The 26,577-nt window shown below is 39.3% G+C and carries 27 protein-coding genes; 18 read left to right on the top strand and 9 right to left on the bottom strand.

Annotated features, from left to right (window positions below; all coding sequences use genetic code 11):
• Nucleotides 1–45 precede the first annotated feature (45 nt).
• The 3 genes from GTH25_RS16605 to GTH25_RS16595 form a co-directional block, all read right to left on the bottom strand.
• Nucleotides 46–915 (bottom strand): phosphoribulokinase, encoded by an 870-nt coding sequence (locus GTH25_RS16605; protein ID WP_075673324.1) that lies wholly within the window; start codon nucleotides 913–915, stop codon nucleotides 46–48.
• 65 nt (nucleotides 916–980) lie between these two features.
• A complete protein-coding gene (locus GTH25_RS16600) occupies nucleotides 981–1,202 on the bottom strand; it encodes a YheU family protein (RefSeq protein ID WP_075673323.1) in 222 nt (73 codons plus the stop codon).
• On the bottom strand, nucleotides 1,199–2,179 hold the full coding sequence (locus tag GTH25_RS16595) for a hydrolase (RefSeq protein ID WP_075673322.1): 981 nt from the start codon (nucleotides 2,177–2,179) through the stop codon (nucleotides 1,199–1,201). The genes GTH25_RS16600 and GTH25_RS16595 overlap by 4 nt, the downstream gene beginning before the upstream one ends.
• Nucleotides 2,180–2,278: 99 nt before the next feature.
• On the opposite strand from GTH25_RS16595, the gene GTH25_RS16590 reads away from it, so the two are divergent.
• From GTH25_RS16590 to GTH25_RS16580, 3 genes are all read left to right on the top strand, one after another.
• Nucleotides 2,279–2,884: a LysE family translocator gene (locus GTH25_RS16590; RefSeq protein WP_075673321.1), complete on the top strand. Its 606-nt coding sequence runs from the start codon at nucleotides 2,279–2,281 to the stop codon at nucleotides 2,882–2,884.
• Nucleotides 2,885–3,596: 712 nt separating this feature from the next.
• Nucleotides 3,597–4,457: an SIS domain-containing protein gene (locus tag GTH25_RS16585; protein WP_075673320.1), complete on the top strand. Its 861-nt coding sequence runs from the start codon at nucleotides 3,597–3,599 to the stop codon at nucleotides 4,455–4,457.
• A 149-nt stretch (nucleotides 4,458–4,606) separates the two neighbouring features.
• Nucleotides 4,607–6,151 (top strand): methyl-accepting chemotaxis protein, encoded by a 1,545-nt coding sequence (locus GTH25_RS16580; RefSeq protein WP_075673319.1) that lies wholly within the window; start codon nucleotides 4,607–4,609, stop codon nucleotides 6,149–6,151.
• Nucleotides 6,152–6,250: 99 nt separating this feature from the next.
• Here the strand turns inward: GTH25_RS16580 and GTH25_RS16575 are convergent, their stop codons facing one another.
• From GTH25_RS16575 to GTH25_RS16565, 3 genes are all read right to left on the bottom strand, one after another.
• Nucleotides 6,251–7,996: a methyl-accepting chemotaxis protein gene (locus GTH25_RS16575; protein ID WP_075673318.1), complete on the bottom strand. Its 1,746-nt coding sequence runs from the start codon at nucleotides 7,994–7,996 to the stop codon at nucleotides 6,251–6,253.
• Between the two features lie 540 nt (nucleotides 7,997–8,536).
• Nucleotides 8,537–10,225 (bottom strand): methyl-accepting chemotaxis protein, encoded by a 1,689-nt coding sequence (locus GTH25_RS16570; protein ID WP_156734280.1) that lies wholly within the window; start codon nucleotides 10,223–10,225, stop codon nucleotides 8,537–8,539.
• Between the two features lie 331 nt (nucleotides 10,226–10,556).
• Nucleotides 10,557–12,491: an ABC transporter ATP-binding protein gene (locus tag GTH25_RS16565; protein WP_099659190.1), complete on the bottom strand. Its 1,935-nt coding sequence runs from the start codon at nucleotides 12,489–12,491 to the stop codon at nucleotides 10,557–10,559.
• Nucleotides 12,492–12,612: 121 nt separating this feature from the next.
• On the opposite strand from GTH25_RS16565, the gene kefG reads away from it, so the two are divergent.
• The 4 genes from kefG (at nucleotide 12,613) to slyD (ending at nucleotide 15,961) form a co-directional block, all read left to right on the top strand.
• On the top strand, nucleotides 12,613–13,158 hold the full coding sequence (gene kefG, locus GTH25_RS16560; protein ID WP_075674193.1) for a glutathione-regulated potassium-efflux system ancillary protein KefG: 546 nt from the start codon (nucleotides 12,613–12,615) through the stop codon (nucleotides 13,156–13,158).
• 5 nt (nucleotides 13,159–13,163) lie between these two features.
• Entirely contained in the window at nucleotides 13,164–15,017 is a 1,854-nt protein-coding gene (gene kefB / locus GTH25_RS16555; RefSeq protein WP_075674194.1) for a glutathione-regulated potassium-efflux system protein KefB, read from the top strand.
• 13 nt (nucleotides 15,018–15,030) lie between these two features.
• Complete coding sequence (locus tag GTH25_RS16550; RefSeq protein ID WP_036914399.1) at nucleotides 15,031–15,234, top strand: YheV family putative zinc ribbon protein; 204 nt, start codon at nucleotides 15,031–15,033, stop codon at nucleotides 15,232–15,234.
• An 88-nt stretch (nucleotides 15,235–15,322) separates the two neighbouring features.
• Complete coding sequence (slyD, locus tag GTH25_RS16545; RefSeq protein WP_069369613.1) at nucleotides 15,323–15,961, top strand: peptidylprolyl isomerase; 639 nt, start codon at nucleotides 15,323–15,325, stop codon at nucleotides 15,959–15,961.
• 80 nt (nucleotides 15,962–16,041) lie between these two features.
• Here slyD and GTH25_RS16540 read toward each other — a convergent pair whose 3' ends face one another.
• Nucleotides 16,042–16,260, bottom strand: a complete 219-nt coding sequence (locus GTH25_RS16540) for a SlyX family protein (RefSeq protein WP_023583298.1) — start codon at nucleotides 16,258–16,260, stop codon at nucleotides 16,042–16,044.
• 334 nt (nucleotides 16,261–16,594) lie between these two features.
• On the opposite strand from GTH25_RS16540, the gene fkpA reads away from it, so the two are divergent.
• On the top strand, nucleotides 16,595–17,347 hold the full coding sequence (fkpA, locus tag GTH25_RS16535; protein WP_075674195.1) for an FKBP-type peptidyl-prolyl cis-trans isomerase: 753 nt from the start codon (nucleotides 16,595–16,597) through the stop codon (nucleotides 17,345–17,347).
• A gap of 98 nt (nucleotides 17,348–17,445) precedes the next feature.
• Here fkpA and GTH25_RS16530 read toward each other — a convergent pair whose 3' ends face one another.
• Entirely contained in the window at nucleotides 17,446–18,327 is an 882-nt protein-coding gene (locus GTH25_RS16530) for a DMT family transporter (RefSeq protein WP_075674196.1), read from the bottom strand.
• Between the two features lie 146 nt (nucleotides 18,328–18,473).
• Nucleotides 18,474–18,632 (bottom strand): hypothetical protein, encoded by a 159-nt coding sequence (locus GTH25_RS16525; RefSeq protein WP_156734278.1) that lies wholly within the window; start codon nucleotides 18,630–18,632, stop codon nucleotides 18,474–18,476.
• 347 nt (nucleotides 18,633–18,979) lie between these two features.
• Here GTH25_RS16525 and GTH25_RS16520 point away from each other — a divergent pair, with 347 nt between their 5' ends.
• The 10 genes from GTH25_RS16520 (at nucleotide 18,980) to nusG (ending at nucleotide 26,501) form a co-directional block, all read left to right on the top strand.
• Nucleotides 18,980–19,684, top strand: a complete 705-nt coding sequence (locus tag GTH25_RS16520; RefSeq protein ID WP_023583301.1) for a helix-turn-helix transcriptional regulator — start codon at nucleotides 18,980–18,982, stop codon at nucleotides 19,682–19,684.
• A gap of 9 nt (nucleotides 19,685–19,693) precedes the next feature.
• Nucleotides 19,694–20,089: a sulfurtransferase complex subunit TusD gene (gene tusD, locus GTH25_RS16515; RefSeq protein ID WP_075674197.1), complete on the top strand. Its 396-nt coding sequence runs from the start codon at nucleotides 19,694–19,696 to the stop codon at nucleotides 20,087–20,089.
• Entirely contained in the window at nucleotides 20,089–20,457 is a 369-nt protein-coding gene (tusC, locus tag GTH25_RS16510; protein ID WP_083629137.1) for a sulfurtransferase complex subunit TusC, read from the top strand. Before tusD ends, tusC begins: the two co-directional genes overlap by 1 nt.
• A 31-nt stretch (nucleotides 20,458–20,488) precedes the next feature.
• The gene (gene tusB / locus GTH25_RS16505) at nucleotides 20,489–20,782 is read left to right on the top strand and encodes a sulfurtransferase complex subunit TusB (RefSeq protein ID WP_075674198.1); all 294 of its coding nucleotides are present in this window, start codon (nucleotides 20,489–20,491) and stop codon (nucleotides 20,780–20,782) included.
• Nucleotides 20,783–20,909: 127 nt separating this feature from the next.
• Nucleotides 20,910–21,284 carry a 30S ribosomal protein S12 gene (rpsL, locus tag GTH25_RS16500; RefSeq protein ID WP_004236497.1) on the top strand — a complete coding sequence of 125 codons (375 nt, stop codon included), beginning with the start codon at nucleotides 20,910–20,912 and terminating at the stop codon, nucleotides 21,282–21,284.
• 98 nt (nucleotides 21,285–21,382) lie between these two features.
• On the top strand, nucleotides 21,383–21,853 hold the full coding sequence (gene rpsG / locus GTH25_RS16495) for a 30S ribosomal protein S7 (RefSeq protein ID WP_004246897.1): 471 nt from the start codon (nucleotides 21,383–21,385) through the stop codon (nucleotides 21,851–21,853).
• 78 nt (nucleotides 21,854–21,931) lie between these two features.
• Nucleotides 21,932–24,046 carry an elongation factor G gene (fusA, locus tag GTH25_RS16490; protein WP_075674199.1) on the top strand — a complete coding sequence of 705 codons (2,115 nt, stop codon included), beginning with the start codon at nucleotides 21,932–21,934 and terminating at the stop codon, nucleotides 24,044–24,046.
• 67 nt (nucleotides 24,047–24,113) lie between these two features.
• Complete coding sequence (gene tuf / locus GTH25_RS16485) at nucleotides 24,114–25,298, top strand: elongation factor Tu (RefSeq protein WP_036933947.1); 1,185 nt, start codon at nucleotides 24,114–24,116, stop codon at nucleotides 25,296–25,298.
• A 272-nt stretch (nucleotides 25,299–25,570) separates the two neighbouring features.
• On the top strand, nucleotides 25,571–25,948 hold the full coding sequence (gene secE, locus GTH25_RS16480) for a preprotein translocase subunit SecE (protein ID WP_006534701.1): 378 nt from the start codon (nucleotides 25,571–25,573) through the stop codon (nucleotides 25,946–25,948).
• A gap of 7 nt (nucleotides 25,949–25,955) precedes the next feature.
• Nucleotides 25,956–26,501 (top strand): transcription termination/antitermination protein NusG, encoded by a 546-nt coding sequence (nusG, locus tag GTH25_RS16475; protein WP_004246900.1) that lies wholly within the window; start codon nucleotides 25,956–25,958, stop codon nucleotides 26,499–26,501.
• The last annotated feature ends 76 nt before the right edge of the window (nucleotides 26,502–26,577 follow it).

Raw genomic sequence — 26,577 nt, 5'->3', positions numbered from 1 at the left:
ATTAATTAAGGGATATTATTTTTATAGAGACAAATTTTATTTTGGTTAACTTATCTTTTCGCCATTTAATAATTTTTTGACTAATGGTGCCATAATTAATTCCATCGCTAATCCTAATTTCCCGCCCGGTACAACAATAGTGTTTATTGTTGACATAAACGAGCCATGTAACATCGCAAGTAAATAGGGAAAATCAATATCAGTTAAGCCACGAAAACGAATAACAATAAAACTTTCATCAAGAGTGGGGATTGCTTTGGCAGAAAAAGGGTTTGAAGTATCAACGGTCGGAACGCGTTGGAAGTTAATGTGGGTGCGTGAGAATTGAGGAATAATGTAGCTAATATAATCGTCCATAGAGCGTACAACTGAATCTCTTACCGCTTCTTGTGAGTGTCCCCTTTCTGTCGTGTCTCGGATAAGCTTTTGTATCCACTCTAGGTTGACGATAGGAACAACACCGACCAATAAATCAACATGTTGAGCTACATCATGTTCGTTGGTAACAACGCCACCGTGCAATCCTTCATAAAAGAGAATATCAGTATTACTAGCTAATGGCTCCCAAGGGGTAAATGTTCCCGGTAATTGGTTGTAAGGGGTTGCTTCATCATAAGAGTGTAGATATTTGCGAGATTGTCCTTGTCCTGTATCGCTATATTGACTTAAGGTCTTACTCAGTAAGCTAAAATCATTTGCTTCAGGGCCAAAATAACTGATATGTCTACCTTGTTCTCTGGCTTTTCTTATCGCCATATCCATTTCAGGACGGGTATAGCGATGAAAACTATCTCCATCAATCAATGCAGCATTTGCATTGAACTGTTGGAATATTTTACGAAAAGCTTGGCTTGTTGTGGTGGTTCCTGCACCACTTGAACCAGTTACTGCGATGATAGGATGCTTAATTGACATAGGTTATCCTTTTGCTAAATAAGGTTGGCCCTTATTGATGGCGATACATCGCTAACTTTGAATAACTAATCAGAGCGAAATTGCGATGCAGGCATAATATTGACGCTCTCATGAAGTTCAGACCAAACCAACACGGCCTCACCGGATTTAAGTTGTTTTTTTACGTCGGCGACTTTTTGCTCAAGCGTTTTCTCTTGGATACCATAATCAGTACCTTCTCGTAAAACGAAACTTTCAATGAGATTGTCTAGAGTTTCAGTTGAAAGCTCGCTCCAAGGTATTATCATTTTGCTTTCTCCAAATAGGTAGCCAACCAATCAGGAATACGCCTTTCTAGCCACATCACCGGTTTTGATAGCTTCCCACCAACAAATCCCACATGCCCACCAAACTCTGTAAGTTGGTATTCAATGTTATTGGGTAGCGTTTTGACATCAGGAATAACATCCGCAGACATAAATGGATCGTCTTTAGCATGAATGATAAGTGTCGTTTTCTTTATTTTATTTAATAAAGGCAACGCACTGCATTGGCGATAATAATCTAATGCATCTTTAAACCCGTGAATTTTAGACGTAATAAGATCGTCAAACTGGCGTAGTTTTTTGATGGATTTTATCGTCAATAAGCTAATCGGTAAGGATTCTGGATAGCGAATAAGTTTTCGGGTTGCGTTATTTTTAAGTTCTTTTAACAGATACCATTGGTAAAAACGAGAAAAACCATGTTCAATTTTTGTTGAACATGGTTCAAGCATTAATGGCGCAGAGACAATAACAGCTGCATCTACAACCGCATTTTCACCACTTTCAGCAAGATAATAGGCAAGCATATTTCCACCAAGTGAATAGCCAACGGCGGCTGTTGGTTGTTCGCCAAATTCCTTTTTCAACCAATTTAAGAAGTAGCGAGCATCTTCTGTTTCACCTGAGTGGTAAATGCGATTTTGTCTATTGGGTTCACCACTGCATCCTCTAAAATGCATCACAACGCTTAGCCAGCCTCTCTCTTTTGCGGCGGCTAACATGCCATGAGCATAAGGGCTACTAAACCCACCTTCTAAGCCATGAAAGATGACTAAGCGCGGTTTATCGAGTGCCGTTGCCGGATCTTCACTCCACGCTAAATCGACAAAATCATTGTCTGGAAGATTGAGCCGTTGCCAATGTGGCGTAAGTTGTGGCGTCCTACGTACAATTCTTGGTAAGAGCGTTTGTAAATGTGGATTTTTAGCCCAACGTATTGGATTAAAGTATTGAGACATATTTTCCGTCTATCAAAATGAATTAACACTTGTTTGCTAAATAACATACTGCTATTTTCGGTGAAAATAAAACGTCTGTCACATCTTTGAGCATACTCAATGACACTTAGCCTTGTTTTTTCTTTAACTATTTTCCTGTTTATTGCAGCGATAACACCTGGACCAAACAATTTACTGCTTACTTCATCTGGGGCAAATGTGGGCTTTAAGGGCTCGTTAAAGCTAATGGCCGGCATTATGCTGGGTATGCAATGCGTTTTATTAAGCTCTGCATTTGGTGTTGCCGCATTATTGATAATTTATCCTGCACTGCATATCGGGTTGAAGATAATCGGGAGTGCGTATTTACTTTGGCTTGCTTGGAAAACAGCGACATCATCTTATCAGCGTTTAGATATTCCAGCAAAAACACCACAAGCAGTAAGTTGGTTTCAGGGCGGATTGTTGCAATTTCTAAATCCAAAAGCGTGGATGATGGGATTAGGTGCAGTAGGGAGCTTTAGTCTATCAGGCGATGCTTATTTTAGCTCAGTCATTGCTATTAGCATTGTTATGGTTATTGTTAATTTTGTTGCTGGTATTGTTTGGATATTAGGCGGAACATTAATTAGCCTATTTTTACAAAGCAGACGCTCTTGGTTTGTTTTCAATATTTCAATGGGATTATTAACGGCGCTCTGCGTCCCTTTGATTTGGATAGAGTAATTTCAGAAAATAGTTATAAATCAAGTGGTAATCAAACTTTTTTGATTTAAATGATGTTTTTTTAAGATTGGTTGAAATGATCTCTCTTGATGTGTATCAAAAAAAGAGTATTCCTCTATAAAAAGAGAGATCTACGATCGCCCACTGACACAATCATTCATGTTAAAGTACTCTCTTGTATAAAGTGATGACTGATTTTTTAGTCGTTATATAGTTCTCATTATTCAACTATTTGATTTTTTTATTTCTCATTATTTACACCATTAAAATGGAAAATAACTATTTTATATAGGAATTATTTATTCTTTTTACTGTTTCTATTAAAGTGATTTTTATTACGTTTATGTTTTTGAATTGTTATTAAATGAATGGAAGTGTTTGAAAATAACAATTTATTAAGAGTAAATAGATTAAGTTTATATCGTTCTATTGACCTAAAAGAATAAATTATTATTTAAAATAGAGAGGGGAGTAAATTAAGTATTATAAATGTAGGGACTGATGAATATCGTTCTGATTGAAAAGATAATTATAAAACTATTATAAAAACAAGTATTCCAATAATAAGGTGATTTTTTCTATACTTTATTGTTGTTCATTATCTCTTTTTAATTGATTTTTTTCTAAAAAATTAATTGTTATAGGTATTAAATACTGTACCAAGAATTACTCCATATATAACTATATAGTACTCGAAGTGGATATTGTCATTATGCCGACATTAACGAAAATTGCCTGGATAAAGCCGGGTATGGCTACGAATCAGCGAAAAATAGCAGACTACATTTTAGATAATCCAGAGAAAACAATCACTTTATCGTCACAGCAACTTGCTGAAACAATGGGTGTGAGTCAATCTGCTATTGTTAAATTTAGTCAAAAAATAGGATTTAAAGGTTTTCCTTCTTTGAAACTCGCCATTAGTGAAGAGCTAGGTCGAAAAAACGCGAATTCAGGGGCAAACCCTAGCCTATTACATAATCAAATAGGCTCGGAAGATAGTTTAGAGGTTATCGCACAAAAACTCGCTCAAGAGAAAAATAATTCAATTTGCGATACAACTCGCCAAATTAATTACCTTCATTTTGAAAAGGTGATCCAGCTGATTGATGAAGCTCAGCGAGTTCAGATTATTGGTATTGGTGGCTCAGGATTAGTCGCAAGAGATTTAAGCTATAAATTACAAAAAATAGGAATAACCACGCTGATTGAAACAGATCATCATGTTCAGATATCTGTTGCCCAAATGTTAAGCTCAAAGGATTTACAGATAGTTATTTCTTATAGTGGCAAAAGAAAAGATATGTTAGTCGCAGCCTCTGTAGCTAAAAAACAGGGAGCAAAAATCATTGCCATTACAGGAGAAAAACACTCTCCATTAGGAAGAATTTCTGATTATATATTAGAAACAATTGCGGATGAAGGTGAGTGGCGAAGCGCTTCAATCTCTTCACGCACAGCACAAAACACGATCACTGACCTCATTTTTATGGCGTTATTAAAGAAACGTGATGAGTGTGCAAAGACATTAGTGCTAAGTTCGCAGGCATTAATTAATAGCTTAGATAATTAAAAAATTTGAACTGATTCAAAAAATTAATATTTAAACATAGGTATTTACACTTATTACTAAAGTTATTCTCCTAACGGCCGAAACGATAGTTATTTAGGCAGTCTTTTTTTGTTGAGATGTTTTAATTTCAATGTCGAGGAGAGTAACTAATGCGTAACAATCAACCGGTGACACAGCGAGAATACCCGGTATCTGAAAACGCAACACTGATGTCGACGACAGATCTTGATGGCAATATTATTTATGCTAACGAGGACTTTGTCGAAGCCAGTGGGTTTTCAGTGGAAGAACTAGTGGGACAACCCCACAATATTGTCCGACATCCAGATATCCCTTCAGCAGTTTTTAAGGATATGTGGAAAACGTTAAAACAAGGAGAGGTTTGGACTGGGATCGTGAAGAATCGGCGTAAAAATGGGGATTACTATTGGGTAAGAGCGAATATCACCCCTATTATACGTCAGGGTAAAATTCAAAGTTTTATGTCGGTAAGGACTTCTGCAAGAAAAGAGGAAATAGCACAAGCCTCAGCGCTTTACGCTGCGTTTAATCAAGGTAAGTATCCTTCACACATGTTTTTAAAAGGCGCTTTTGTGTATAAAGGATGGCAGCGTTGGCGCTCATGGAATCAGACAATTTCATTAAAAAAACGACTCCGCCTTTTTATCCTCTTACCTCTACCTTTTATGTTGTTGAGTGCATGGTTTGCTGGTTTATCTGGCTATGCTCTTTTTATGCATATGGCGATTTTGCTGGTATTACTGATGGCAAATGAACGTATTCTCTATTTTCAGATTGTTAAGCCAATTAGACTCCTGAATGAGCAAGCGAATCGAGTTGCAACTGGCGATGAACATAACGTTACATATATAAATCGCATTGATGAAGTGGGTATGACACAGCGTTCAGTTAATCAACTAGGGCGTATGTTCCGTTGGTTAGTCAGTGATGTGAGTCATCAAATACATCAAGTAGACATCTCTTGTGATCAATTAGCTGCAGGTAATCGTGATCTGTATGTAAGAACAGAGCAAACTGCCAGCAATGTTGAAGCAACGGCCTCAACGATGAATGAATTAACGACAGCGGTAAGCAGCAATAGTGAAACGGCAGGGCAAGCAAACAACCTTTCTAATGTCACTTGTGAGGCAGCGATAAAAGGAGGTAATGCAATGGATAATATCGTTAATACAATGAATGATATTGCGAAGAGTTCTGATCGTATTAGTAATATCATTGGTGTTATTGATAGCATTGCCTTTCAAACTAATATCCTTGCACTTAATGCATCCGTAGAAGCGGCCAGAGCAGGCGAACAAGGTCGAGGTTTCTCAGTGGTTGCAACAGAAGTAAGGGAGCTAGCGCAGCGCAGCGCAGAGGCAGCGAAAGAGATCAAAACATTGATCAGTGCTTCAAGTAGCAATATCAAAGTCGGCTCAAAGCAAGTCAATGAAACAGTCGGAACTATGGAAGATATTGTCGTGCATGTTAAAAATGTGACTGATTTAATTGGTGAAATTAGTCTTGCATCATCAGAACAGAGTGCAGGTTTAAAAGAGCTTGGTCGCGCTGTTGAAAAATTGGAATCGATTACGCATGAAAATGCGAATTATGTTTCTAAAGCCTCAATGATTTCAGGTGAAATGAAAGTACAAACTAATTACTTAGTTAGTGCAATCAATGTATTTCATTAATTTGTTATTATTTAAGAAGTAAAAGAAAAAGACACCTACTAAAAATAGGTGTCTTTGTGTTTATCTAAATCACGCTTTTATCATGATCAACTCAATGAGTTAAAAGCTTGTCCAATCATCATCTTCACCGTCATTTACAGTTGCTGTTCCTTTTGCTGATTTTCTCTCTTTCACGTCATCTTTAGCGATATTTTTCATGTTCTCATCTTTTGTATGCTGTGATTTTTCAGATGAGAACTGTTTTTCTATTACTTTATGTTGTGTCTTTTTATTGAACTGTTCACTTTCAGCCGTTTTAAATTGCTCAACAATTTGTTCAAGATTACCTGCTTCTTCGGTCAATAAGCTGGCAACAGCAGAAGATTGTTCAACCATCGTCGCATTTTGCTGTGTTGCTTTATCCATTTCAGTGACTGCAAGAGAAACTTGAGTGATACCTCGAGTTTGTTCTTCTGACGCAGATAAAATTTCTGTCATTGAATCTTCAACATGTTTTACGGATGTGAGTATTTCGCCCATAGAAATGCTAACTTGCTCAACCAGATCATTGCCATGACGAACACGACTAATAGAGGCATCAATTAACTCTTTAATTTCCTTTGCAGCTTCGGCACTGCGTTGTGCTAGCTCCCTTACTTCTGTTGCAACCACTGAGAAACCTCGACCTTGTTCGCCCGCTCTTGCGGCTTCAACCGCAGCATTTAACGAGAGAATATTGGTTTGGAAAGCGATGCTATTGATAACCGCGGTAATTTCACCAATTTTTTGTGAGCTATCGGCAATATCAGTCATCGTTTTCACCATTCTATTGGTGACGTCGCCCCCTTTGCTGGCAATATTGGAGGTCTGACTAATCAGGTGTGAAACTTCACGAGCACTTTCTGTATTATTTCTCACTGTTGCTGTGAGTTGTTCCATACTTGAGGCGGTTTCTTCTAATGCACTCGCTTGCTCTTCGGTACGACAAGAAAGATCGGTATTCCCTGCGGATAACTCTTGGACACCGGTATAAATATGATGGCTTGTCCCTCGGATCGCATTCACAATTAATGACAGTTCAGTACGCATATATTGAATACCTGTAATTAATTGGTCGATTTCATTATTTCCTTTTACTGTAACATCTTTATTTTCTAATAAGTTTCCTTGTGAGATTTTCGACATATAATCGACAATTTGATTGATACGTAAAACAATATTTCGACGTATCCAAAGTACAACAAGAACAGTAAAAAGAATGAAAATAAACATAAAGACAAAAGCTAAAACCAAGGTACGTTCATAATTACCTTGAGCTGCTTTTATTGCATGAGTAACAACGTTATCACTGAGATAATCTGTTGCTTCATAAAGGGATTGAGTAAAGCGGTCATTGGTATTATGTGCATAAAGAGATTGAAAGCCGTAGTAATCACGAATTTCTAAACATGATACAAGTTGGTCAAGATCATAAAGTACACGATTAAAGAGCTTTTTCATGCTCTCTATTTTTTCGGGATCAAAATCTGCTTCTTCGGTAGCAGTGAAATATGCAGTAATAATACGTGTAATTTCTTGTTTTCTTTTGGGATAAGAGGAAATGAAATCAGAAATTTTACTTTCTGCAATATCGGGCGTGAGATGGGCTTCAAACATAACATTTAGCATATCTTCACGTAGTTTATTTAACTCAGCATAACCATAATCCATCGTTTTTATCTGTTCAAAGCCATTCGCTAATTGTGAGATCCGCTTATTTGTTAAACTCGCATCACGGATACTCATTGCACCAGAAAAAAGTTGAATGGCGCAAAACAGTATTAAGATAAACATTAAGCCATTAGATATTTTTATTCGTTTCAGCATAGCCTTACCTATTTAATTGGTTTGTAGGACACACAGCAAGGAGCGATAACTATTTATCAATTAAACTTATTCGGCTCAATATTTAAAAACTTTACCTTTTCTACTCTATTTGATAGTAAAGACGACTTATATTTCTTTTTTTAGCTTTGATTATCAGCTAATGGCTAAAATTTTCTAATGATTAATAGAAAAAACCATAAGTATATTATCTTACTTATTTTTTGTGTTAATTATTAAAATATAAATATTAATAATGATTTGTTGGATATTAAAACAATAATAAGCAGTATTTTATTTTTATTTATCTTTTTATCTTATGATAAGTAAAATAAAATTATCGCTTTCATAAACGCTCTTAATTTTTCTAAAAAAATGCTTTTGTTTCGTATAAAAAACGATCTGTTTTTTTGTGTTTATGTGCGGTGGGCTCAGAAATACTCCCAGAAAAATCACTGGGAGTATGGTAGGTAGAGGTTTTGTTATATGTTCTGGACTATTTTCTACACAACTCTCTCTCACGATATTGTGTGAGAGGTATCATTAAAAGCTTTCCCAATTATCGTCTGTTTCGTGATTATTGGTTTTTATTGTTGGTGTTTTAAGTGTTTCTGTGTCTTGTGATTTAGCTGAGAATGTAGGTAACTTAGTTTTAGTTGGTGCAACTTTTTCGTGCTCAACTTTGAATGTATTCACAATCGTATCCAGCATACCTGCTTGTTCACTTAATGTGGCAGAGGCAGCTGTTGATTGTTCAACCATCGCCGCATTTTGCTGTGTTGCTTTATCCATTTCATTAACAGCAAGGCTGATCTGTGCAATACCGCGGGTTTGTTCTTCTGATGCAGATAAAATTTCTTTCATCGAACCCGAAACATGATTAACAGAGGTGACAATCTCACCCATTGATAAACTCACTTGTTCGACAAGATCATTACCTTGTCTAACACGTGATATTGTCGATTCAATCAGCTCTTTGATCTCTTTCGCCGCTTCCGCACTACGCTGTGCTAAATTGCGAACTTCACTTGCAACCACTGAGAAACCACGGCCTTGCTCACCCGCTCTAGCCGCTTCAACGGCAGCATTAAGGGCTAATATATTGGTTTGGAAAGCAATATCATCAATGACTGCAGTGATTTCACCAATTTTTTGTGAGCGATCGGCAATGTCTGTCATTGTCATTACCATCTTATTACTATGCTCACCCCCCTGAACGGCAATATCGGCAGTACTCATAACGAGCTCTGTGACTTCACGAGCGCTTTCTGTGTTATTACGAATAGTTGCGGTCATCTGCTCCATGCTGGATGCTGTTTCTTCTAATGCACTGGCTTGCTCTTCAGTTCTACTCGATAAATCATTATTACCTGCAGCAATCTCTTGTACGCCAGTGTAAATAGTTGCACTAGTATTTCGAATCGAACTTACCATCTCTTTTAATTGAGCTCGCATTTGTTGTAAGCCGAGCATGAGTTGATCGATTTCAGTCTTACCTGAAACATCGCTATCAATACGACTGACTAGATCGCCTTTAGCAATTGCCTCTTGATAGATGATCATTTGGTTAATGCGCACAATGATGTATTTGCGGATCCAAATAAGCACTAAGGTGGTAAAGATGAGGAAGATACCCATAAAGAGCGATGCTATCCACAACATGCTGTGGTAGTTGCCTTCTGCTTCAATCACTGAAGGATTCACAACTTCATCGGTAATAAAGTCGGTGGCTTCATACAATGAATTAGTGAAGTTAGTGTTTGCTGGGCTTTTTAAAATTAAACGAACCGCGTTAGTGTTACGTTCACTTAAATACTGCGCCAGTAAATCAAGATCAGCCCGGCTCTTTTGATAAAGCTGTTTGATTTGTGCCATACGTTGCTGATCGAAGCCTGTTTGCGCAGATAGCTCAACATACTCATTCATCAATGCGTCAACTTGTGCTTTACGTTCGGGCATGGTTTGCATAAATGCAGTAACATTTGCATCCTCGGTTTGAGGATTTGAAATATAATTAAATGCTTGTGCAATAATATCAGTACGTAATGTATTCAACTCCGCATAAGTATTATCCATGGTGCGTAGTTGATCGAAACTGTATGAAATTCTTTTAAGTGTATTTTGAGTCTGGTAGGCATCGTGAATGCTTTGTACTCCAGAGATGATCTGAATAATACAAAACAGAGTCAGGACACACATTAAACCTTGAGAGATTTTAATTCGTTTTAACATAACTCTACCTATTAGCTTTGCCTTTTCGTTGGTAAGTGGGAGGTCCACTTAGCAGAATGATTAATTCGGCTGGAATGTTAAAAACTTTAGCGTGAAAGAATTTATTTCCCTTACTTAATATAAATAGGTAGAAAATAAACGTTAATTAGTTATTTTTATTGGGTTATTGTTAGATAGAGTGAGATTATATTTTGTGTAAATAGTGCTATTGTAAAATGATATAAATACCGTAAGTGAAATGAATTGTATAAATTTTCAGAATGAATTGAAGAGCAAAAATAAAGGAACTATTTAATTTAAAATAGTTCCTTTTTAAATGGATTGCGTTGTATTACTGGGCTTCAAATGTGTTTGTCATTTCTTCCAGTGTTTCTTGTAACTCCATCCATTCCATTTCCACTTCTTCTAGTGCGGATTTCGCAACACCTTGTCGGTTTAAGCAATCAGAAAGCTCATTTTTACGGCTAGTATCATAAATACCACTATCAGAAAGAGCTGTTTCGATATCACTAAGCTCTTGGCTTAATTTATCCATCTTGCTTTCTAATGTTGTGAGTTTCTTGCGTAGAGGCTGGGTTTGTTGTCTAAACTCCGCTTCTTTACGTTTTTGCTCTTTTTTATCTTGAGCGCTTAAATTGGTGGTTGTCGTGATATTGTCGTTATCTTGTTGGCTCTTATTTGCCTGTGTCTCTTGACGATTTTGATCAACTAACCACTGTTGATAATCATCAAGATCACCATCAAATGGCTCAACTTGACCATCGTGCACCAGGTAGAGATCGTCAGTGGTGGAGCGTAATAAATGCCTATCATGCGATACGACAACAATTGCGCCTTCAAAGCTAATTAAAGCTTGAGTCAGTGCTTGGCGCATATCTAGATCAAGGTGGTTTGTTGGTTCATCCATTAATAGCAAGTTAGGACGTTGCCAAACTAAAAGTGATAAGACCAAACGCGCCTTTTCACCCCCAGAGAATTGACCACAAGCATCTGTGACTTTGTCGCCATGAAAGCCGAAACCACCCAAGTAATCACGTAATTTTTGTTCAGTCTCTTTAGGTGCTAAACGAGTTAAATGTTGTAGTGCCGATTCATCTGAGCGTAAAAACTCTAATTGATGCTGGGCAAAATAACCAAGCTTAATACCTTTAGACAGTGCTAATTTCCCCTGTAACGGTTCAATCTCACCTGCAAGTAATTTAATCAGTGTCGATTTACCTGCACCATTGCGTCCTAATAATCCAATACGTGAGCCAGGAACTAAATTAAGTTTGATATCATTAAGAATAATTTTTTCACCATAACCCGCGCTGACTTTCTCCATTGATAAAAGAGGATTAGGCAAGCTTTCAGGTTGACGGAAACTAAAATGGAATGGGTTATCTGAATGTGCAGGAGCAACCTTTTCCATTCGCTCAAGCATTTTGACACGGCTTTGAGCTTGTTTGGCTTTTGTCGCTTTCGCTTTAAATCTATCTATAAAACTCTGTAAGTGTGCAATTTTGGCTTGTTGATTTTCAAACAAAGCTTGTTGTTGTGCGAGTTTGGTCGCACGTTGCATTTCAAACGAAGAGTAGTTGCCTGAGTATTCAAAGATTTTTTCTTGCTCGATATGCAAGATTTTATCCACGATAGGATCAAGAAAATCACGGTCATGGGAAATTAAAATAAGCGTGCCTGTGTAGCTCTTTAGCCATTTTTCTAGCCAAATAACGGCATCTAAATCTAAGTGGTTGGTTGGTTCATCAAGTAGCAGTAAATCCGAACGGCAAATCAGCGCTTGCGCTAAGTTTAAACGCATTCTCCAGCCACCTGAAAATGATTTTACAGGTTCATTAAGCTGCTGTTGGCTAAAACCTAAACCATTCAGTAAGGTTGCTGCGCGGGATTGTATTGTCCATGCATTAATTGCATCTAATTGCCCGTGGATCAGTGCGATAGCATGACCATCATTTATTTCGTTCGCTTTTTGTAATCGTTGTTCTAACTGGCGATATTCTCTATCACCATCAATAACATAATCAATAGCAGGTACATCAAGTGCAGGTGTTTCTTGGTTAACCCATGCCATTGACCATGTACTAGGATAGGTGACATTGCCTGCTTCAGATTGAAGTTCACCCTTCAATAAAGAAAGTAATGTGGTTTTGCCACAGCCATTTTTACCGACTAGACCAATCTTTTGCCCTGGATTAATAGTTGCACTGGCATTGTCCAGTAACACTCTGACACCACGGCGAATTTGCAAAGAAGAAAAAACAATCATAAATATCGTCTATTAAGAGTATGTAAATTAATATATAGAGTAAGTTGTTCGTAACAGTTGGTCACAATGCGTGCATGGTAACGGAAAAAACAGTTTCTGACACGTTTTGTAAGGAGGAATGATGTCAAACGCATCAAATGTATTGCTGGTGTATGTTCATCCCGAACCGCGTCAATCAATCGCCAATAAGGCGTTATTAAAAGCGGTGAGGGATTTAGAAAATATAACTATCCATGATTTATATGCTACTTATCCTGATTTTTTTATTGATATACACCATGAACAATCCTTGCTGTGTAAGCACCAAGTGATCGTTTTTCAATTTCCATTGCAAACATATAGTTGCCCTGCATTATTAAAAGAGTGGCAAGACAGAGTGTTAACTCGTCCATTTGCTAACAAAGCAGGTAGAGCACAATTAAAGGGTAAGTCATTTCGTTGTGTTATTACAACGGGAGAGCCTGAGCAGGCTTATCAACATGATGGGAAGAATCACTACACACTGACAGAGTTATTACGTCCTTTTGAATTAATGGCAGAAATGTGTGGTATGCGCTGGTTATCACCAATGATTGTGTATTCAGCAAGACAACAGTCTAAAACAACACTGACTCATATCGGTGAGGCTTATCGTCATTGGTTAAGTGCGCCACTTGAAGGGGAGTAAGCCTAATGGAAGATAATTGGATGATTAAAGCTGTGCTCTTTTTCTTGTGTGCTGCCGTGATTATGGTGCCGATTGCACAACGCCTTAAAATTGGTGCAGTACTCGGTTATTTGATTGCGGGTATTGCTATTGGTCCTTGGGGATTAGGGCTGTTTAAAGATGTTGATAACATCTTACATTTTGCTGAATTAGGTGTGGTTTTTTTAATGTTCCTTATTGGTTTGGAATTAAATCCAGCCAAGTTATGGGAATTAAGGCGAGCCATTTTTGGTGTTGGTTCAATGCAGGTGGTATTAACTGCATCTATTTTTTCAGGGCTCATTCTCGTTTTTACTTCTTTTTCATGGCAGGCGGCTGTTATTGGAGGCTTAGGTATTGCGATGTCTTCCACGGCAATGGCGTTGCAACTTATGAACGAAAAAGGAATGAACCATAATGAAGGCGGGCAATTAGGTTTTGCTGTTTTACTTTTCCAAGATATGGCCGTTATTCCTATCCTTGCCGTTATTCCTTTGTTGGCTGGAGAAACGGCAAGTAGTGATTGGTATCGCATTGGTGTGAAAGTGGCTGCTTTTGCTGGATTGCTGATTTGTGGTCGTTATTTATTACGTCCACTTTTGCGCTTAGTGGTGAAATCGGGAGTAAGGGAAGTTTTTACTGCCGCTGCGCTGCTTGTTGTATTAGGTGCCGCTATTTTTATGGAAACTCTTGGCTTTTCAATGGCAATGGGAACCTTTATTGCGGGCGTGTTATTGGCAGATTCAGAGTATCGACATGAATTAGAGATCTCCATCGAGCCTTTTAAAGGCTTACTTTTAGGACTCTTTTTTATCTCTGTCGGTATGTCTTTAGATATCGGTATTTTATGGCGTTATCTCCCACAAGTATTATTGGGCGTCTTAGTTCTGGTGATTGTAAAAGCATTGATACTTTATAGTATTGCGTGGTTAGCCAGATTACGTTTTTCCACACGATTACAATTCTCAGCTGTGTTAAGCCAAGGCGGGGAATTTGCGTTTGTTGTTTTCTCGACATCGATGGCAATGGGCGTATTAGATAGTCAGCAAATGGCGTTATTGTTGGTTGTTGTCACGCTTTCTATGATGACAACGCCTCTTGTGATGCAAATGACAGACGCTGTGTTTGCTCGTCGCTATAATGAAGCTAAAACGGACGAACAGCCCTTTGTTGAAAATAACCACCCAGAGGTCATTCTTGTCGGATTTGGCCGAATGGGTCAGGTTGTAGGGCGTTTGTTAATGGCGAATAAGATTAACGTCACGGTATTAGAGCATGATGTTGGAAGCATAAGCACCATGCGTAAATATGGCTATAAAGTGTATTATGGTGATGCCACTGATCTCAATTTATTGCGTGCTGCCGGTGCTGAACATGCTAAAACCATTGTTATCACCTGTAATGAACCTGAAGCTACGATGGAAATTGTTCATCTCTGTCAGCATCATTTCCCTAACTTGCATATTATTGCAAGGGCAAGAGGACGTGTTGAAGCTCATGAATTGCTCAAAGCAGGCGTAACAGATTTTAGTCGTGAAACATTTTCTAGTGCCTTAGAGTTAGGTCGTAAGACGTTAATTGAATTAGGAATGCATCCTCATCAAGCTTATCGGGCACAACAGCATTTTCGTCGTCTGGATATCAACTTATTGAGAAAGCTGGTGGATGAATCACCTGAAGAAGTTTCTAACGTTTCACGAGTAAAAGAAGCGAGACGGGAACTTGAGGAGTTATTTAGTGAAGAAATTCGTCAAGAGCACCATCAGCCTGATATTTGGGATGAATCTTTAACAGAAGATATTCCTCAAATACACAAAGAAAAAAAATCTATTGATAAATAGGAGAACTGACCCCATGTCTGCAACCCGTAAACGCTTTATCGCAGGAGCTGTGTGTCCACACTGTCAAGCTCAAGATACACTCAAAATGTGGCGTGAAGATAAAGTGGATATTGTGGAATGTGCGAAATGTGGCCATCAACAACGGCAAACAGAGGGTGAAGTTAATTCCCTTGTTCGTGAAAATGAGCAGGTCATTGGGATCTTTACACCACAATAATTGTAGGTTTTTTGATATAACCCGATACAGAAGATTTATTTTTCGTTACAATCGGGAAAATTTTGCCCACGGGTATGTAGGAGATGTCATGAAAGTAGCAAACGACTTGGTAGTTAGTCTGGCTTATCAAGTAAGATCAGAAGACGGTGTTTTAGTTGATGAGTCCACGGTGAGCGCACCGTTAGACTATCTGCATGGCCGTGGTTCTTTAATCAGTGGTTTAGAAAATGCGTTAACAGGTCGCGAAGTCGGTGAAAAATTCGACGTAGAAGTGGCTTCTGACGATGCATATGGTCAATACGACGAAAACTTAGTTCAACGTGTACCGAAAGATGTTTTTGTTGGTGTTGATGAGTTAGAAGTTGGTATGCGTTTTCTTGCTGATACCGATCAAGGTCCAGTACCAGTAGAAATTACAGGTATTGAAGGTGACGAAGTTATCGTTGATGGTAACCACATGTTAGCAGGTCAAAACCTGAAGTTTCATGTTGAAATCGTTGCAATTCGTGAAGCGACTGAAGAAGAATTAGCTCACGGTCACGTACACGGTGAAGAAGAAGAGCACGAATGTTGCGGTGGCCACGGTCACGGTGAAGAAGGCGGATGCTGTGGCGGTGGCCACGGTCACGGTCATTCACACGGTGAAGAAGGTGGATGCTGCGGTGGCGGCGGTCATGGCCACGGTGGTCACGGCCACGGTAATGGCGGTTGTGGTTGCCAGCACTAATCTTTCGTTGAAAAGATCAAAAGGAGCGTCTAAACGCTCCTTTTTTGTTTTCGGTTTTGATATCAATAACAAACGAGAACTTAGTAGTGAGGTGGAGGTGTTTCGTCCTCAGGTCTAGCAAGTATTGAGGTTTGAGAGTTTTTTAGGCGCTCTGAAACAATTTTTAAGGCTTCTTTAAAGCGGCTAATTTCGATTTGTTGCTGTGTGACCACCTGATTTAATTCTTCAATAGTCGCATCTTGGAAAGCAACTTTGCTTTCTAATTGAATGAGCAATCGCTCTACTTCCTTAATATCCATTGTGTTTTTCCTCCTTTAAAATGTCCTATTACGACGAATATGATTAACAAACTCGCGAAATTTAATCTTATTTACTGATATATACACAGGAAGACATAAATCTGGTTTGAGATAAAAGACTATTTTGCTAATGTGATAGCACTCTGTGCTGACAAAAATCCTAACATTAACTGTTAAGAGTGTCGGCAAATTTTTTAAATTCATATAAAATTGCTACCCGCGGATGAGATCTATACCGCAACGACAGCAAGATGTGATGCAAAACGTTTAAGCAAAGATCTATGATGATCGTTTGCAAAACGTAGCGACTCACTAACATATACTGGAGAATGGGATGAAATCTTTATTAAAAACGACGTTGCTGGCAACCAGTTTAGCTTTCGCATTCAGTGCACCTCATGCATTCGCTGAAGAAGCTACAGCTAAAGTGCCAACATTAAATAGCGCATTTAAAACTCAAAATGAGCAAAATGCCTATGCGTTAGGCGCGTCGATGGGTCGCTATATGGAAGCTGCATTACAAGAACAAAAAAATATTGGTATTACTTTAGATTCCAAACAACTGTTAGCAGGCGTTCAGGATGCATTTAATAGTAAATCAAAATTATCAGACGCTGAAATTGAATTAACATTAGCGGCTTTTGAAGACCAAGTCCGTACTGCTGCAACAGCAAAAATGGAAAAAGAAGCGACAGAAAACAAAGCTGCGGGTGATAAATTCCGTACAGAGTTTGCCGCTGAGAAAGGTGTAGTAAAAACTAAATCAGGCTTACTGTATTTAGTTGAAAACCCAGGTAAAGGCAAAACACCAACAGATGCTGATCGTGTTACTGTAAACTACAAAGGCATGCTGATTGATGGTAAACAATTTGATAGCTCTTATGATCGTAACGAACCTCTGACAATCAGCCTGAAAAGCGTTATTCCTGGCTGGACTGAAGGTATGAAGTACATCAAAGAAGGCGGTAAAATCAAGTTAGTTATTCCACCAGAATTAGGCTACGGACAACGTGCAACAAGTGGTATTCCTGCTAACTCAACATTAGTATTTGAAGTTGAATTACTGAGTGTTGAAAGCGATAAGTAATTCACTTATCTCTAAATATCACTAAAAAAATGCTGACATTCATGTCAGCATTTTTATTTCTAATGTATAGCTTATTGTTTGTTTATTAACTCATAGTGTTAGTCTATTGTTTCTTCAATAATAATGGCTTTGGGCTTTTTGAAAACAAACAGCAAGCCTACAATGATTGCTCCCATTCCAGCCAAACTTAGCCAAGACATTTTGTTACCTAAGAAGATGTAATCCATTAATGCTGTTACGCCAGGTACTAAATAAAATAAGCTAGTGACGTTAACTAAATTACCCGCTGTGAGTAAGCGGTATAGTAGCAATTGAGCAACAACAGAAATGATCACAGCAAGCCAAAGTACAGGAATGATAAAGCCAATGTCGAATGAAGCATGAAAAGGCTGGAAGGGTACAAATAATAAACATAACGCAAGGCTAACAACATATTGTAACGGTAAGGCATCCATCGGTGCTAATTGCAGTTTTTTCTGTGAGATTGCACCAAAGCTCATGCAGAGTAGTGCGACTAACGCATAAATCATTCCCGTCAATGAGAGGGCCGTATTAAATAAACTTTGGGCAACCACTAACACTAATCCAGCCAAGGCGATTAAAAGCCCTAATAGTCGTGTCGCTGTAAAATTACGTTCTATTATCCATAATGTAATAATTGGCTGAACGCCCATAATTGTGGCTAACATTCCTGGTGTAATGCTATTAGCAAGCGCTAAAAGATAACAGATAGAATAACCACCAATAATAAGTAAACCGACCCATGCTGTTTTTAAACGACTTCCTTTCGGTGGCAAAAAGCGATGGCGCTGAATACATAAAAAAGAGAGAAACGCTAAAGCGATAATAAAACGCCAAGTTAAAATTGCAAATGAGCTACCATTATCTAATCCCCAACGAGAAAAGATAGCGCCACTACTCCACAATAAAACGAATAACGTTGTTGGGCCGAATTTTGCCCAATATTGACGTAAGTACATGATGATATACCTGTAAAATAAGCAATAAGAGAGCTTGATTATTTTTAATGATTATTAGCTAATTGATAAAATATCAATGAATAAACGTAAGCAACATATCACTATATAAGTGGTGATTAAGTCCGTTCTTAAGCTAAGTAAATAAATCAAGCAACGTGAGTTGCAACAACAACCGTTGTATTGACTACAACCACTTTCACAGGCGGAGGTGGTGAAGAGAGAATCTCAATAGGCATAGAAGCAACAGAAATTGATCCTATTATTGATGAAGTTTGCTGAGATTGGCATATCATCAGTGTATTCATAGGATTAATCACTCGTTAAAATAACAATAATTTGGAATATAGGTAATCTATTCAGTAGTGTCAATCTTTATCCTGCCCACTCTGAAAAAGGAAAATTTTCAAAAATAAAAGGTGGGAATGAGTACAAAAGATAAAGAAAAATGAAAAAAGCTGTGACCTATCACAAAGCTCTTATTCTAAGTTACTTGACGTAGATCTTCTGGCGATCTAACGTCAGAATCGTTCTTAATTCTGTTTTTATATTTAAATTTTTTTAATATTGAATTGATCCGCAATGACGAATCGTTATAAAAAATAGAACCTCAAGTCATTATCATAATTAAAGCCTTTAAGGATTATATAATCAAATGTCTAGCCCGTTATTTAATGGTGACAGCAGCGAGTTTGAAAAACTAGATAGCCGACCTTTTACTCAAACTGATCACGAAATACTAAAGTCCTATGAAGCAGCCGTGGATGGTTTGGCAATGCTCATTGGCAATCATTGCGAAATCGTATTGCACTCTCTGGAAGATTTGAAATGTTCAGCGGTTAAAATCGCGAATGGAGAACATACTGGTCGTAAGATTGGTTCTCCAATTACCGATTTGGCATTACAAATGTTACATGACATCACAGATGAAGATTCAAGTTTTTCAAAGGCTTATTTTACTAGAGCGAAAAGTGGTGCATTGATGAAGTCAATCACGATTGCTATTCGTAACCGTGAACGTCGTGTCATTGGTTTATTGTGTATTAATATGAACCTTGATGTTCCATTCTCTGAAATAATCAAAACCTTTATTCCTGAAGAAACGCATGAAGTTGCATCCGATGTTAACTTTGCTTCATCTGTCGATGATTTAGTGGCTCAAACATTAGAGTTTACGATTGAAGAAGTAAATAATGATCGCGAAGTTGCGAATAATGCTAAGAATAAACAAGTGGTGTTAAGCCTTTATGAGAAAGGTATTTTTGATATTAAAGATGCCATTAATCAGGTTGCAGATCGCTTAAATATCTCAAAACATACTGTGTATCTCTATATTCGCCAGTTTAAAAATGGAGAATAAGGCAACATTATGAGTTCCTTGACATATTGTTTAGTGGTTACAGGGCCTCATTACGGAACTGAACAAGCTTCAAGTGCCTATTTATTCGCAAATGCCCTTCTTGAAAAAGGGCATAAGATTTCACAAGTATTCTTCTATCGGGAAGGTGTTGTGAATGCTAATAAATTGGTATCGCCTGCAAATGATGAATTTGATCTCCCTAAAGCGTGGGTTACATTGGCGAAAAAACATCAAATTCCCTTGAATGTTTGTGTTGCTGCCGCATTGCGTAGAGGAATTATCGATGAGCAGCAGGCAAAAGAGCAGGAAAGGGATTGCCATAATATGGCAACTGAATTTGAGTTAAGCGGATTAGGTTCACTGGCTCAAGCGATGTTAACCTGTTCCCGTGTGGTGCAATTTTAATGAAGAAAATGAATTCAATCGCATTCCTTTTTACTCAAGCACCTCATGGTAATAGTGCAGGGCGAGAAGGTTTAGATGCTTTACTCGCAACCTCTGCATTAACAGAAGATATTGGTGTTTTTTTTATCTCTGATGGTGTGTTTCAACTTGTTGAAAATCAACAGCCTGAAGGAGTGCTATCACGTCATCATGCGGCAACATTTAAAGTGCTACCCTTGTATGATGTGACAAACGTCTATATATCACAGAAAGACATGGCTCATCGTGGATTATCCTCTCAAACTTCTTTTGTGTTGGATGCACAGGTGATATCCCAAGAAGATATTGCTCAAAAATTGAGTGAATATGATGTGGTATTGCGCTTTTAATACAGAAGTTAGTCAGGAAGGTTGAACGGTTATGTTGTATACTTATTCTGTCTCTATTTATCAAAGTGATTTAGAGGCTTTTTTATCTTTATTGGCAAAAGAAGATGATGTTTTGTTAATACAAGATGGTGTACTGGCAGTTCTTGAAGACAATCCCTTATTAAAATATTGTCTCCAACAGCAAATTTCAGTTTACGCATTAATTGATGATGTTTTGGCAAGAGGCTTAAAAGATCAAGTATCTCATCACATTAAACTTATCAATTATGGTGATTTTGTCGATTTAACGGTAAAACACCCCCAACAAATTCATTGGGGAGCGTAGAATTGCTGTATAATTCTTGACACATGAGCCCGTCAGCAATAAAATTCTGCGTCCTCATGTTTTGTCTTGTTGACAAGACAGAGTTCAAATCCGTGTTTACGAAGCAAAAACCAGGAGCTTTTTTTAAATGGCAACTATTAACCAGCTGGTGCGCAAATCTCGTAGCTCGAAAGTTGTTAAAAGCAACGTTCCAGCTCTGGAAGCTTGCCCGCAAAAACGTGGCGTATGTACTCGTGTATATACTACCACTCCAAAAAAACCAAACTCAGCACTGCGTAAAGTATGCCGTGTGCGTTTGACTAACGGTTTCGAAGTTTCTTCCTACATCGGTGGTGAAGGCCACAACTTGCAGGAACACTCCGTAATCTTAATCCGTGGTGGTCGTGTTAAAGACTTACCAGGTGTGCGTTACCACACTGTTCGCGGCGCGCTGGACTGTTCCGGTGTTAAAGACCGTAAACAAGCTCGTTCTAAGTACGGTGTGAAGAAGCCAAAGGCTTAATGGTTCTCCGTTAAGTAAGGCCAAACATTTTTTCACCATTAATGTCAAAATAAACTCATTGAGTTTTGGACAACCCTGAATTTAAACGGAGTATTTCCATGCCACGTCGTCGTGTAATTGGTCAACGTAAAATTCTGCCAGATCCTAAGTTCGGATCAGAACTGCTGGCCAAATTTGTAAACATTCTGATGGTAGACGGTAAAAAATCTACTGCAGAATCTATCGTATATAATGCGCTTGAGACCCTGGCTCAGCGTTCAGGCAAAACTGAACTGGAAGCGTTCGAAATCGCATTAGATAACGTACGTCCTACTGTGGAAGTTAAATCCCGCCGTGTTGGTGGTTCAACTTACCAAGTTCCAGTTGAAGTACGCCCAGTTCGTCGTAATGCATTAGCAATGCGTTGGATTGTTGAAGCTGCTCGTAAACGCGGTGATAAATCCATGGCTCTTCGCCTGGCAAATGAATTATCTGATGCGGCTGAAAACAAAGGCGCTGCTGTTAAGAAACGTGAAGACGTTCACCGTATGGCAGATGCAAACAAGGCGTTCGCACACTACCGTTGGTAATCCACGGAGTATTGCAACTCTTTTCAGGACAGCTTTGCTGTCCTTTACCTGAATTGAACGCCCACGAGAGAGGAAAAAATGGCTCGTCAAACCCCCATAGCACGCTACCGTAATATCGGTATTAGTGCGCACATCGATGCCGGTAAAACCACTACAAGTGAACGTATTCTGTTTTATACCGGTGTAAACCATAAAATTGGTGAAACTCACGAAGGTTCAGCAACAATGGACTGGATGGAGCAGGAGCAGGAACGTGGTATTACTATCACATCCGCAGCAACTACTGCATTCTGGTCTGGTATGGCTAAACAGTTTGAGCCTCACCGTGTAAACATCATCGACACCCCAGGACACGTTGACTTCACAATCGAAGTAGAACGTTCTATGCGTGTTCTTGATGGCGCGGTTATGGTTTACTGTGCAGTTGGTGGTGTTCAGCCTCAGTCAGAAACAGTATGGCGCCAGGCTAACAAATATCATGTACCACGTATCGCGTTCGTTAACAAAATGGACCGTATGGGTGCAAACTTCCTGCGTGTTGTTGAACAAATCAAAACACGTCTGGCAGCAAACCCAGTTCCACTGCAAATCCCAGTAGGCGCTGAAGAAAATTTCACCGGTGTTGTTGATTTAATTAAAATGAAATCAATCCGTTGGAATGAAGAAGACCAAGGTGTTACCTTCGAATACGAAGACATTCCTGCAAATCTGCAAGATTTAGCTGAAGAATGGCACAACAACCTGGTTGAATCTGCTGCTGAAGCATCAGAAGACCTGATGGACAAATATCTGGGCGGTGAAGAACTGACAGAAGCAGAAATCAAAGCTGCTCTGCGTAAACGCGTTCTAGATAACGAAATTATCCTGGTTACCTGTGGTTCTGCATTTAAGAACAAAGGTGTTCAGGCAATGCTGGATGCGGTAATTGAATACCTGCCAGCACCAACAGATGTTCCTGCAATCAAAGGTATGTTACCAGACGGTAAAGATACTCCAGCAGAACGTCATTCAAGCGACGACGAGCCATTCTCATCTCTGGCATTCAAAATCGCTACTGACCCATTTGTTGGTAACTTAACATTCTTCCGTGTGTACTCTGGTGTTGTAAACTCAGGTGACACAGTTCTGAACCCGGTTAAAGACAAAAAAGAACGTTTTGGCCGTATTGTTCAGATGCATGCTAACAAGCGTGAAGAAATTAAAGAAGTTCGTGCGGGCGACATCGCTGCTGCTATCGGTCTGAAAGACGTAACTACAGGTGATACTTTATGTGCAATTGATGCACCAATCATCTTAGAACGTATGGAATTCCCAGAGCCAGTAATCTCTGTTGCTATCGAACCTAAGACTAAAGCTGACCAAGAAAAAATGGGTATCGCTCTGAACCGTCTGGCTCAAGAAGATCCATCTTTCCGCGTATCAAGCGACGAAGAAACTGGTCAGACTATCATTGCTGGTATGGGTGAGCTGCACTTAGACGTGTTAGTTGACCGTATGCGTCGTGAATTTAAAGTTGAAGCGAACGTAGGTAAACCACAGGTTGCTTACCGTGAAACTATTCGTGATACAGTAACTGATATCGAAGGTAAGCACGCGAAACAATCTGGTGGTCGTGGTCAGTACGGTCATGTTGTTATGGACCTGTCTCCATTACCAGCAGGTGGTGAAGAGAACTACGTATTTATCAATGATATCGTTGGTGGTGTAATTCCTAAAGAATTCATCCCAGCTGTTGATAAAGGTATTCAAGAACAGCTGAAATCTGGTCCATTAGCAGGTTACCCTGTTGTGGATATTCAGGCTCGTTTACATTACGGTTCTTACCATGATGTTGACTCCTCAGAAATCGCGTTTAAAATTGCCGCATCAATGGCATTTAAAGACGGCTTCATGAAAGCTAAGCCAATTCTGCTTGAGCCAGTCATGAAAGTTGAGATTGAAACGCCAGAAGATTACATGGGCGACGTTATCGGTGACTTAAACCGTCGTCGTGGTATGGTTGAAGGTATGGACGATCTGCCTACCGGTAAGATCATCCGTGCTCAAGTACCACTGGCTGAAATGTTCGGTTATGCAACTGACCTGCGTTCACAAACTCAGGGTCGTGCTTCTTACTCTATGGAGTTCTTGAAGTACAACGAAGCGCCTAGCAACGTCGCTCAGGCTATTATCGAAGCTCGTAAAGCGAAATAAGATCCTTTCGAGTTCAATTTAGTTTACGCTCCCTCTATTTGAGGGAGCGATATTAAGGAATATAGTCGTGTCTAAAGAAAAATTTGAACGTTCAAAACCGCACGTTAACGTTGGTACTATCGGCCACGTTGACCACGGTAAAACAACTCTGACTGCTGCAATCACTACAGTTTTAGCTAAAACTTACGGTGGTGCTGCTCGTGCATTCGATCAAATCGATAACGCACCAGAAGAAAAAGCTCGTGGTATCACCATCTCTACTTCACACGTAGAATACGACACACCAACTCGTCACTACGCACACGTAGACTGCCCAGGTCACGCCGACTATGTTAAAAACATGATCACTGGTGCTGCGCAAATGGACGGAGCTATCCTGGTTGTTGCTGCGACTGATGGCCCAATGCCACAAACTCGTGAGCACATCCTGTTAGGCCGTCAGGTTGGTGTTCCTTACATCATCGTATTCCTGAACAAATGTGACATGGTAGATGATGAAGAGTTACTGGAATTAGTAGAAATGGAAGTTCGTGAACTTCTGTCTCAGTACGATTTCCCAGGTGATGACACTCCAGTAATCCGTGGTTCAGCGCTGAAAGCACTGGAAGGCGAAGCTGAGTGGGAAGCAAAAATTGTTGAATTAGCAGAAGCACTGGATTCATACATCCCAGAACCAGAGCGTGCAATTGACAAACCATTCCTGTTACCAATCGAAGACGTATTCTCAATCTCAGGCCGTGGTACAGTAGTAACAGGTCGTGTTGAGCGTGGTGTTATTAAAGTTGGTGAAGAAGTTGAAATCGTTGGTATCAAACCAACCGTTAAAACAACTTGTACTGGCGTTGAAATGTTCCGTAAATTACTTGACGAAGGTCGTGCAGGTGAGAACGTTGGTGTTCTTCTGCGTGGTACTAAACGTGAAGAAATCGAACGTGGACAAGTACTGGCTAAACCAGGTTCAATCAAGCCACACACTAAATTCGAATCAGAAGTTTATATTCTGAGCAAAGATGAAGGTGGTCGTCACACTCCATTCTTCAAAGGCTACCGTCCACAGTTCTACTTCCGTACAACTGACGTAACTGGTACTATCGAATTACCAGAAGGCGTAGAAATGGTAATGCCAGGTGACAACATCAACATGATCGTTGAACTGATTCACCCAATCGCGATGGACGACGGTTTACGTTTCGCTATCCGTGAAGGTGGCCGTACAGTAGGTGCGGGCGTTGTTGCTAAAGTATTAGGTTAATTACTCGCGTAATTTCCTAGAGAAGGGCATCAATCGATGCCCTTTTTATGCGTTGTTTGAAAAAGAACCTATCTCATCACTAGTTTGTTGTAAATTATTGGTGAGATAGGCTCTGATACAACGAATCGAGTCCAGTATCTTGCAGATACGAATGTCATAGAGATATGACACTGTGTCAGATGCAATCATAGTTGATTTTATGGTTAGTCTGATTTGTTTTGCTCTTGCGAGGCAAGCTGGCTATTTATTTACATCATATGACAGGTTAATTTATGAGTGCGAATAGCGGAGCTCAAGATAGCAAACGCGGTGGTGATATCGCTAAGTGGATCATTACCGTTTTATTGCTGGCAGTAGCGGTGGGTGGCAACTATCTTTACCGTGAATTTAACCTAGCGTTACGAGCTTTAGCTGTTGTTGCTTTGTTCGTAGCAGCGGGTGGGTTCGCGTTGTGGACAACACAAGGTAAAGCAACATTAGCATTTGCTCGTGAAGCACGCATTGAAATGCGTAAAGTAGTATGGCCAACACGTCAAGAAACATTGCAGACAACCCTGATTGTTGCTGCGGTGACGGCTATTGTGTCATTAGTTCTTTGGGGACTGGATGGCATTCTGGTTCGTTTTGTTTCCTTTATTACTGGCCTGTGAGGTGTTCATGACTGATTCTCCAAAAAAACGCTGGTATGTCATTCAGGCTTTTTCAGGCTTTGAAGGCCGTGTTGCACAGTCTCTGCGTGAGCATATCAAATTAAACGAAATGGAAGACTCATTCGGCGAAGTTATGGTTCCAACCGAAGAAGTGGTTGAGATCCGTAGCGGTCAACGTCGCAAAAGTGAGCGTAAATTTTTCCCAGGTTATGTTCTTGTCCAAATGGTCATGAACGATGCAACTTGGCACTTAGTACGTAATGTACCTCGTGTTATGGGATTCATTGGCGGAACGTCTGACAGACCTGCACCAATTAGCGATAAAGAAGTTGATGCGATTATGAATCGCTTACAACAAGTTGGTGATAAACCGCGTCCTAAAACACTGTTTGAACCAGGTGAAATGGTTCGTGTTAGCGATGGTCCATTTGCTGACTTTAACGGTGTTGTTGAAGAAGTTGATTACGAAAAAAGCCGCTTAAAAGTCTCTGTATCAATCTTTGGTCGTGCAACACCAGTTGAATTAGACTTTAGTCAGGTTGAAAAAGGTTAAACCTTTTTACGTTGCTTTCTTGCAAAAGGTGGAAAAGTTATCTACAATTTTCCACCTTTCGTTTTGAGTTGTTTTG

The sequence above is a fragment of the Proteus terrae subsp. cibarius genome (genome assembly GCF_011045835.1).
Classification (GTDB): domain Bacteria; phylum Pseudomonadota; class Gammaproteobacteria; order Enterobacterales; family Enterobacteriaceae; genus Proteus; species Proteus cibarius.
This window is presented reverse-complemented; position numbering and strand designations above follow the sequence as displayed.

What these genes read in the sequence shown, in the direction of transcription:
- GTH25_RS16605 (WP_075673324.1), bottom strand. Translation starts at nt 915, where the DNA reads ATGTCAATTAAGCATCCTATCATCGCAGTAACTGGTTCAAGTGGTGCA.
- GTH25_RS16600 (WP_075673323.1), bottom strand. Translation starts at nt 1,202, where the DNA reads ATGATAATACCTTGGAGCGAGCTTTCAACTGAAACTCTAGACAATCTC.
- GTH25_RS16595 (WP_075673322.1), bottom strand. Translation starts at nt 2,179, where the DNA reads ATGTCTCAATACTTTAATCCAATACGTTGGGCTAAAAATCCACATTTA.
- GTH25_RS16590 (WP_075673321.1), top strand. Translation starts at nt 2,279, where the DNA reads ATGACACTTAGCCTTGTTTTTTCTTTAACTATTTTCCTGTTTATTGCA.
- GTH25_RS16585 (WP_075673320.1), top strand. Translation starts at nt 3,597, where the DNA reads ATGCCGACATTAACGAAAATTGCCTGGATAAAGCCGGGTATGGCTACG.
- GTH25_RS16580 (WP_075673319.1), top strand. Translation starts at nt 4,607, where the DNA reads ATGCGTAACAATCAACCGGTGACACAGCGAGAATACCCGGTATCTGAA.
- GTH25_RS16575 (WP_075673318.1), bottom strand. Translation starts at nt 7,996, where the DNA reads ATGCTGAAACGAATAAAAATATCTAATGGCTTAATGTTTATCTTAATA.
- GTH25_RS16570 (WP_156734280.1), bottom strand. Translation starts at nt 10,225, where the DNA reads ATGTTAAAACGAATTAAAATCTCTCAAGGTTTAATGTGTGTCCTGACT.
- GTH25_RS16565 (WP_099659190.1), bottom strand. Translation starts at nt 12,491, where the DNA reads ATGATTGTTTTTTCTTCTTTGCAAATTCGCCGTGGTGTCAGAGTGTTA.
- kefG (WP_075674193.1), top strand. Translation starts at nt 12,613, where the DNA reads ATGTCAAACGCATCAAATGTATTGCTGGTGTATGTTCATCCCGAACCG.
- kefB (WP_075674194.1), top strand. Translation starts at nt 13,164, where the DNA reads ATGGAAGATAATTGGATGATTAAAGCTGTGCTCTTTTTCTTGTGTGCT.
- GTH25_RS16550 (WP_036914399.1), top strand. Translation starts at nt 15,031, where the DNA reads ATGTCTGCAACCCGTAAACGCTTTATCGCAGGAGCTGTGTGTCCACAC.
- slyD (WP_069369613.1), top strand. Translation starts at nt 15,323, where the DNA reads ATGAAAGTAGCAAACGACTTGGTAGTTAGTCTGGCTTATCAAGTAAGA.
- GTH25_RS16540 (WP_023583298.1), bottom strand. Translation starts at nt 16,260, where the DNA reads ATGGATATTAAGGAAGTAGAGCGATTGCTCATTCAATTAGAAAGCAAA.
- fkpA (WP_075674195.1), top strand. Translation starts at nt 16,595, where the DNA reads ATGAAATCTTTATTAAAAACGACGTTGCTGGCAACCAGTTTAGCTTTC.
- GTH25_RS16530 (WP_075674196.1), bottom strand. Translation starts at nt 18,327, where the DNA reads ATGTACTTACGTCAATATTGGGCAAAATTCGGCCCAACAACGTTATTC.
- GTH25_RS16525 (WP_156734278.1), bottom strand. Translation starts at nt 18,632, where the DNA reads ATGAATACACTGATGATATGCCAATCTCAGCAAACTTCATCAATAATA.
- GTH25_RS16520 (WP_023583301.1), top strand. Translation starts at nt 18,980, where the DNA reads ATGTCTAGCCCGTTATTTAATGGTGACAGCAGCGAGTTTGAAAAACTA.
- tusD (WP_075674197.1), top strand. Translation starts at nt 19,694, where the DNA reads ATGAGTTCCTTGACATATTGTTTAGTGGTTACAGGGCCTCATTACGGA.
- tusC (WP_083629137.1), top strand. Translation starts at nt 20,089, where the DNA reads ATGAAGAAAATGAATTCAATCGCATTCCTTTTTACTCAAGCACCTCAT.
- tusB (WP_075674198.1), top strand. Translation starts at nt 20,489, where the DNA reads ATGTTGTATACTTATTCTGTCTCTATTTATCAAAGTGATTTAGAGGCT.
- rpsL (WP_004236497.1), top strand. Translation starts at nt 20,910, where the DNA reads ATGGCAACTATTAACCAGCTGGTGCGCAAATCTCGTAGCTCGAAAGTT.
- rpsG (WP_004246897.1), top strand. Translation starts at nt 21,383, where the DNA reads ATGCCACGTCGTCGTGTAATTGGTCAACGTAAAATTCTGCCAGATCCT.
- fusA (WP_075674199.1), top strand. Translation starts at nt 21,932, where the DNA reads ATGGCTCGTCAAACCCCCATAGCACGCTACCGTAATATCGGTATTAGT.
- secE (WP_006534701.1), top strand. Translation starts at nt 25,571, where the DNA reads ATGAGTGCGAATAGCGGAGCTCAAGATAGCAAACGCGGTGGTGATATC.
- nusG (WP_004246900.1), top strand. Translation starts at nt 25,956, where the DNA reads ATGACTGATTCTCCAAAAAAACGCTGGTATGTCATTCAGGCTTTTTCA.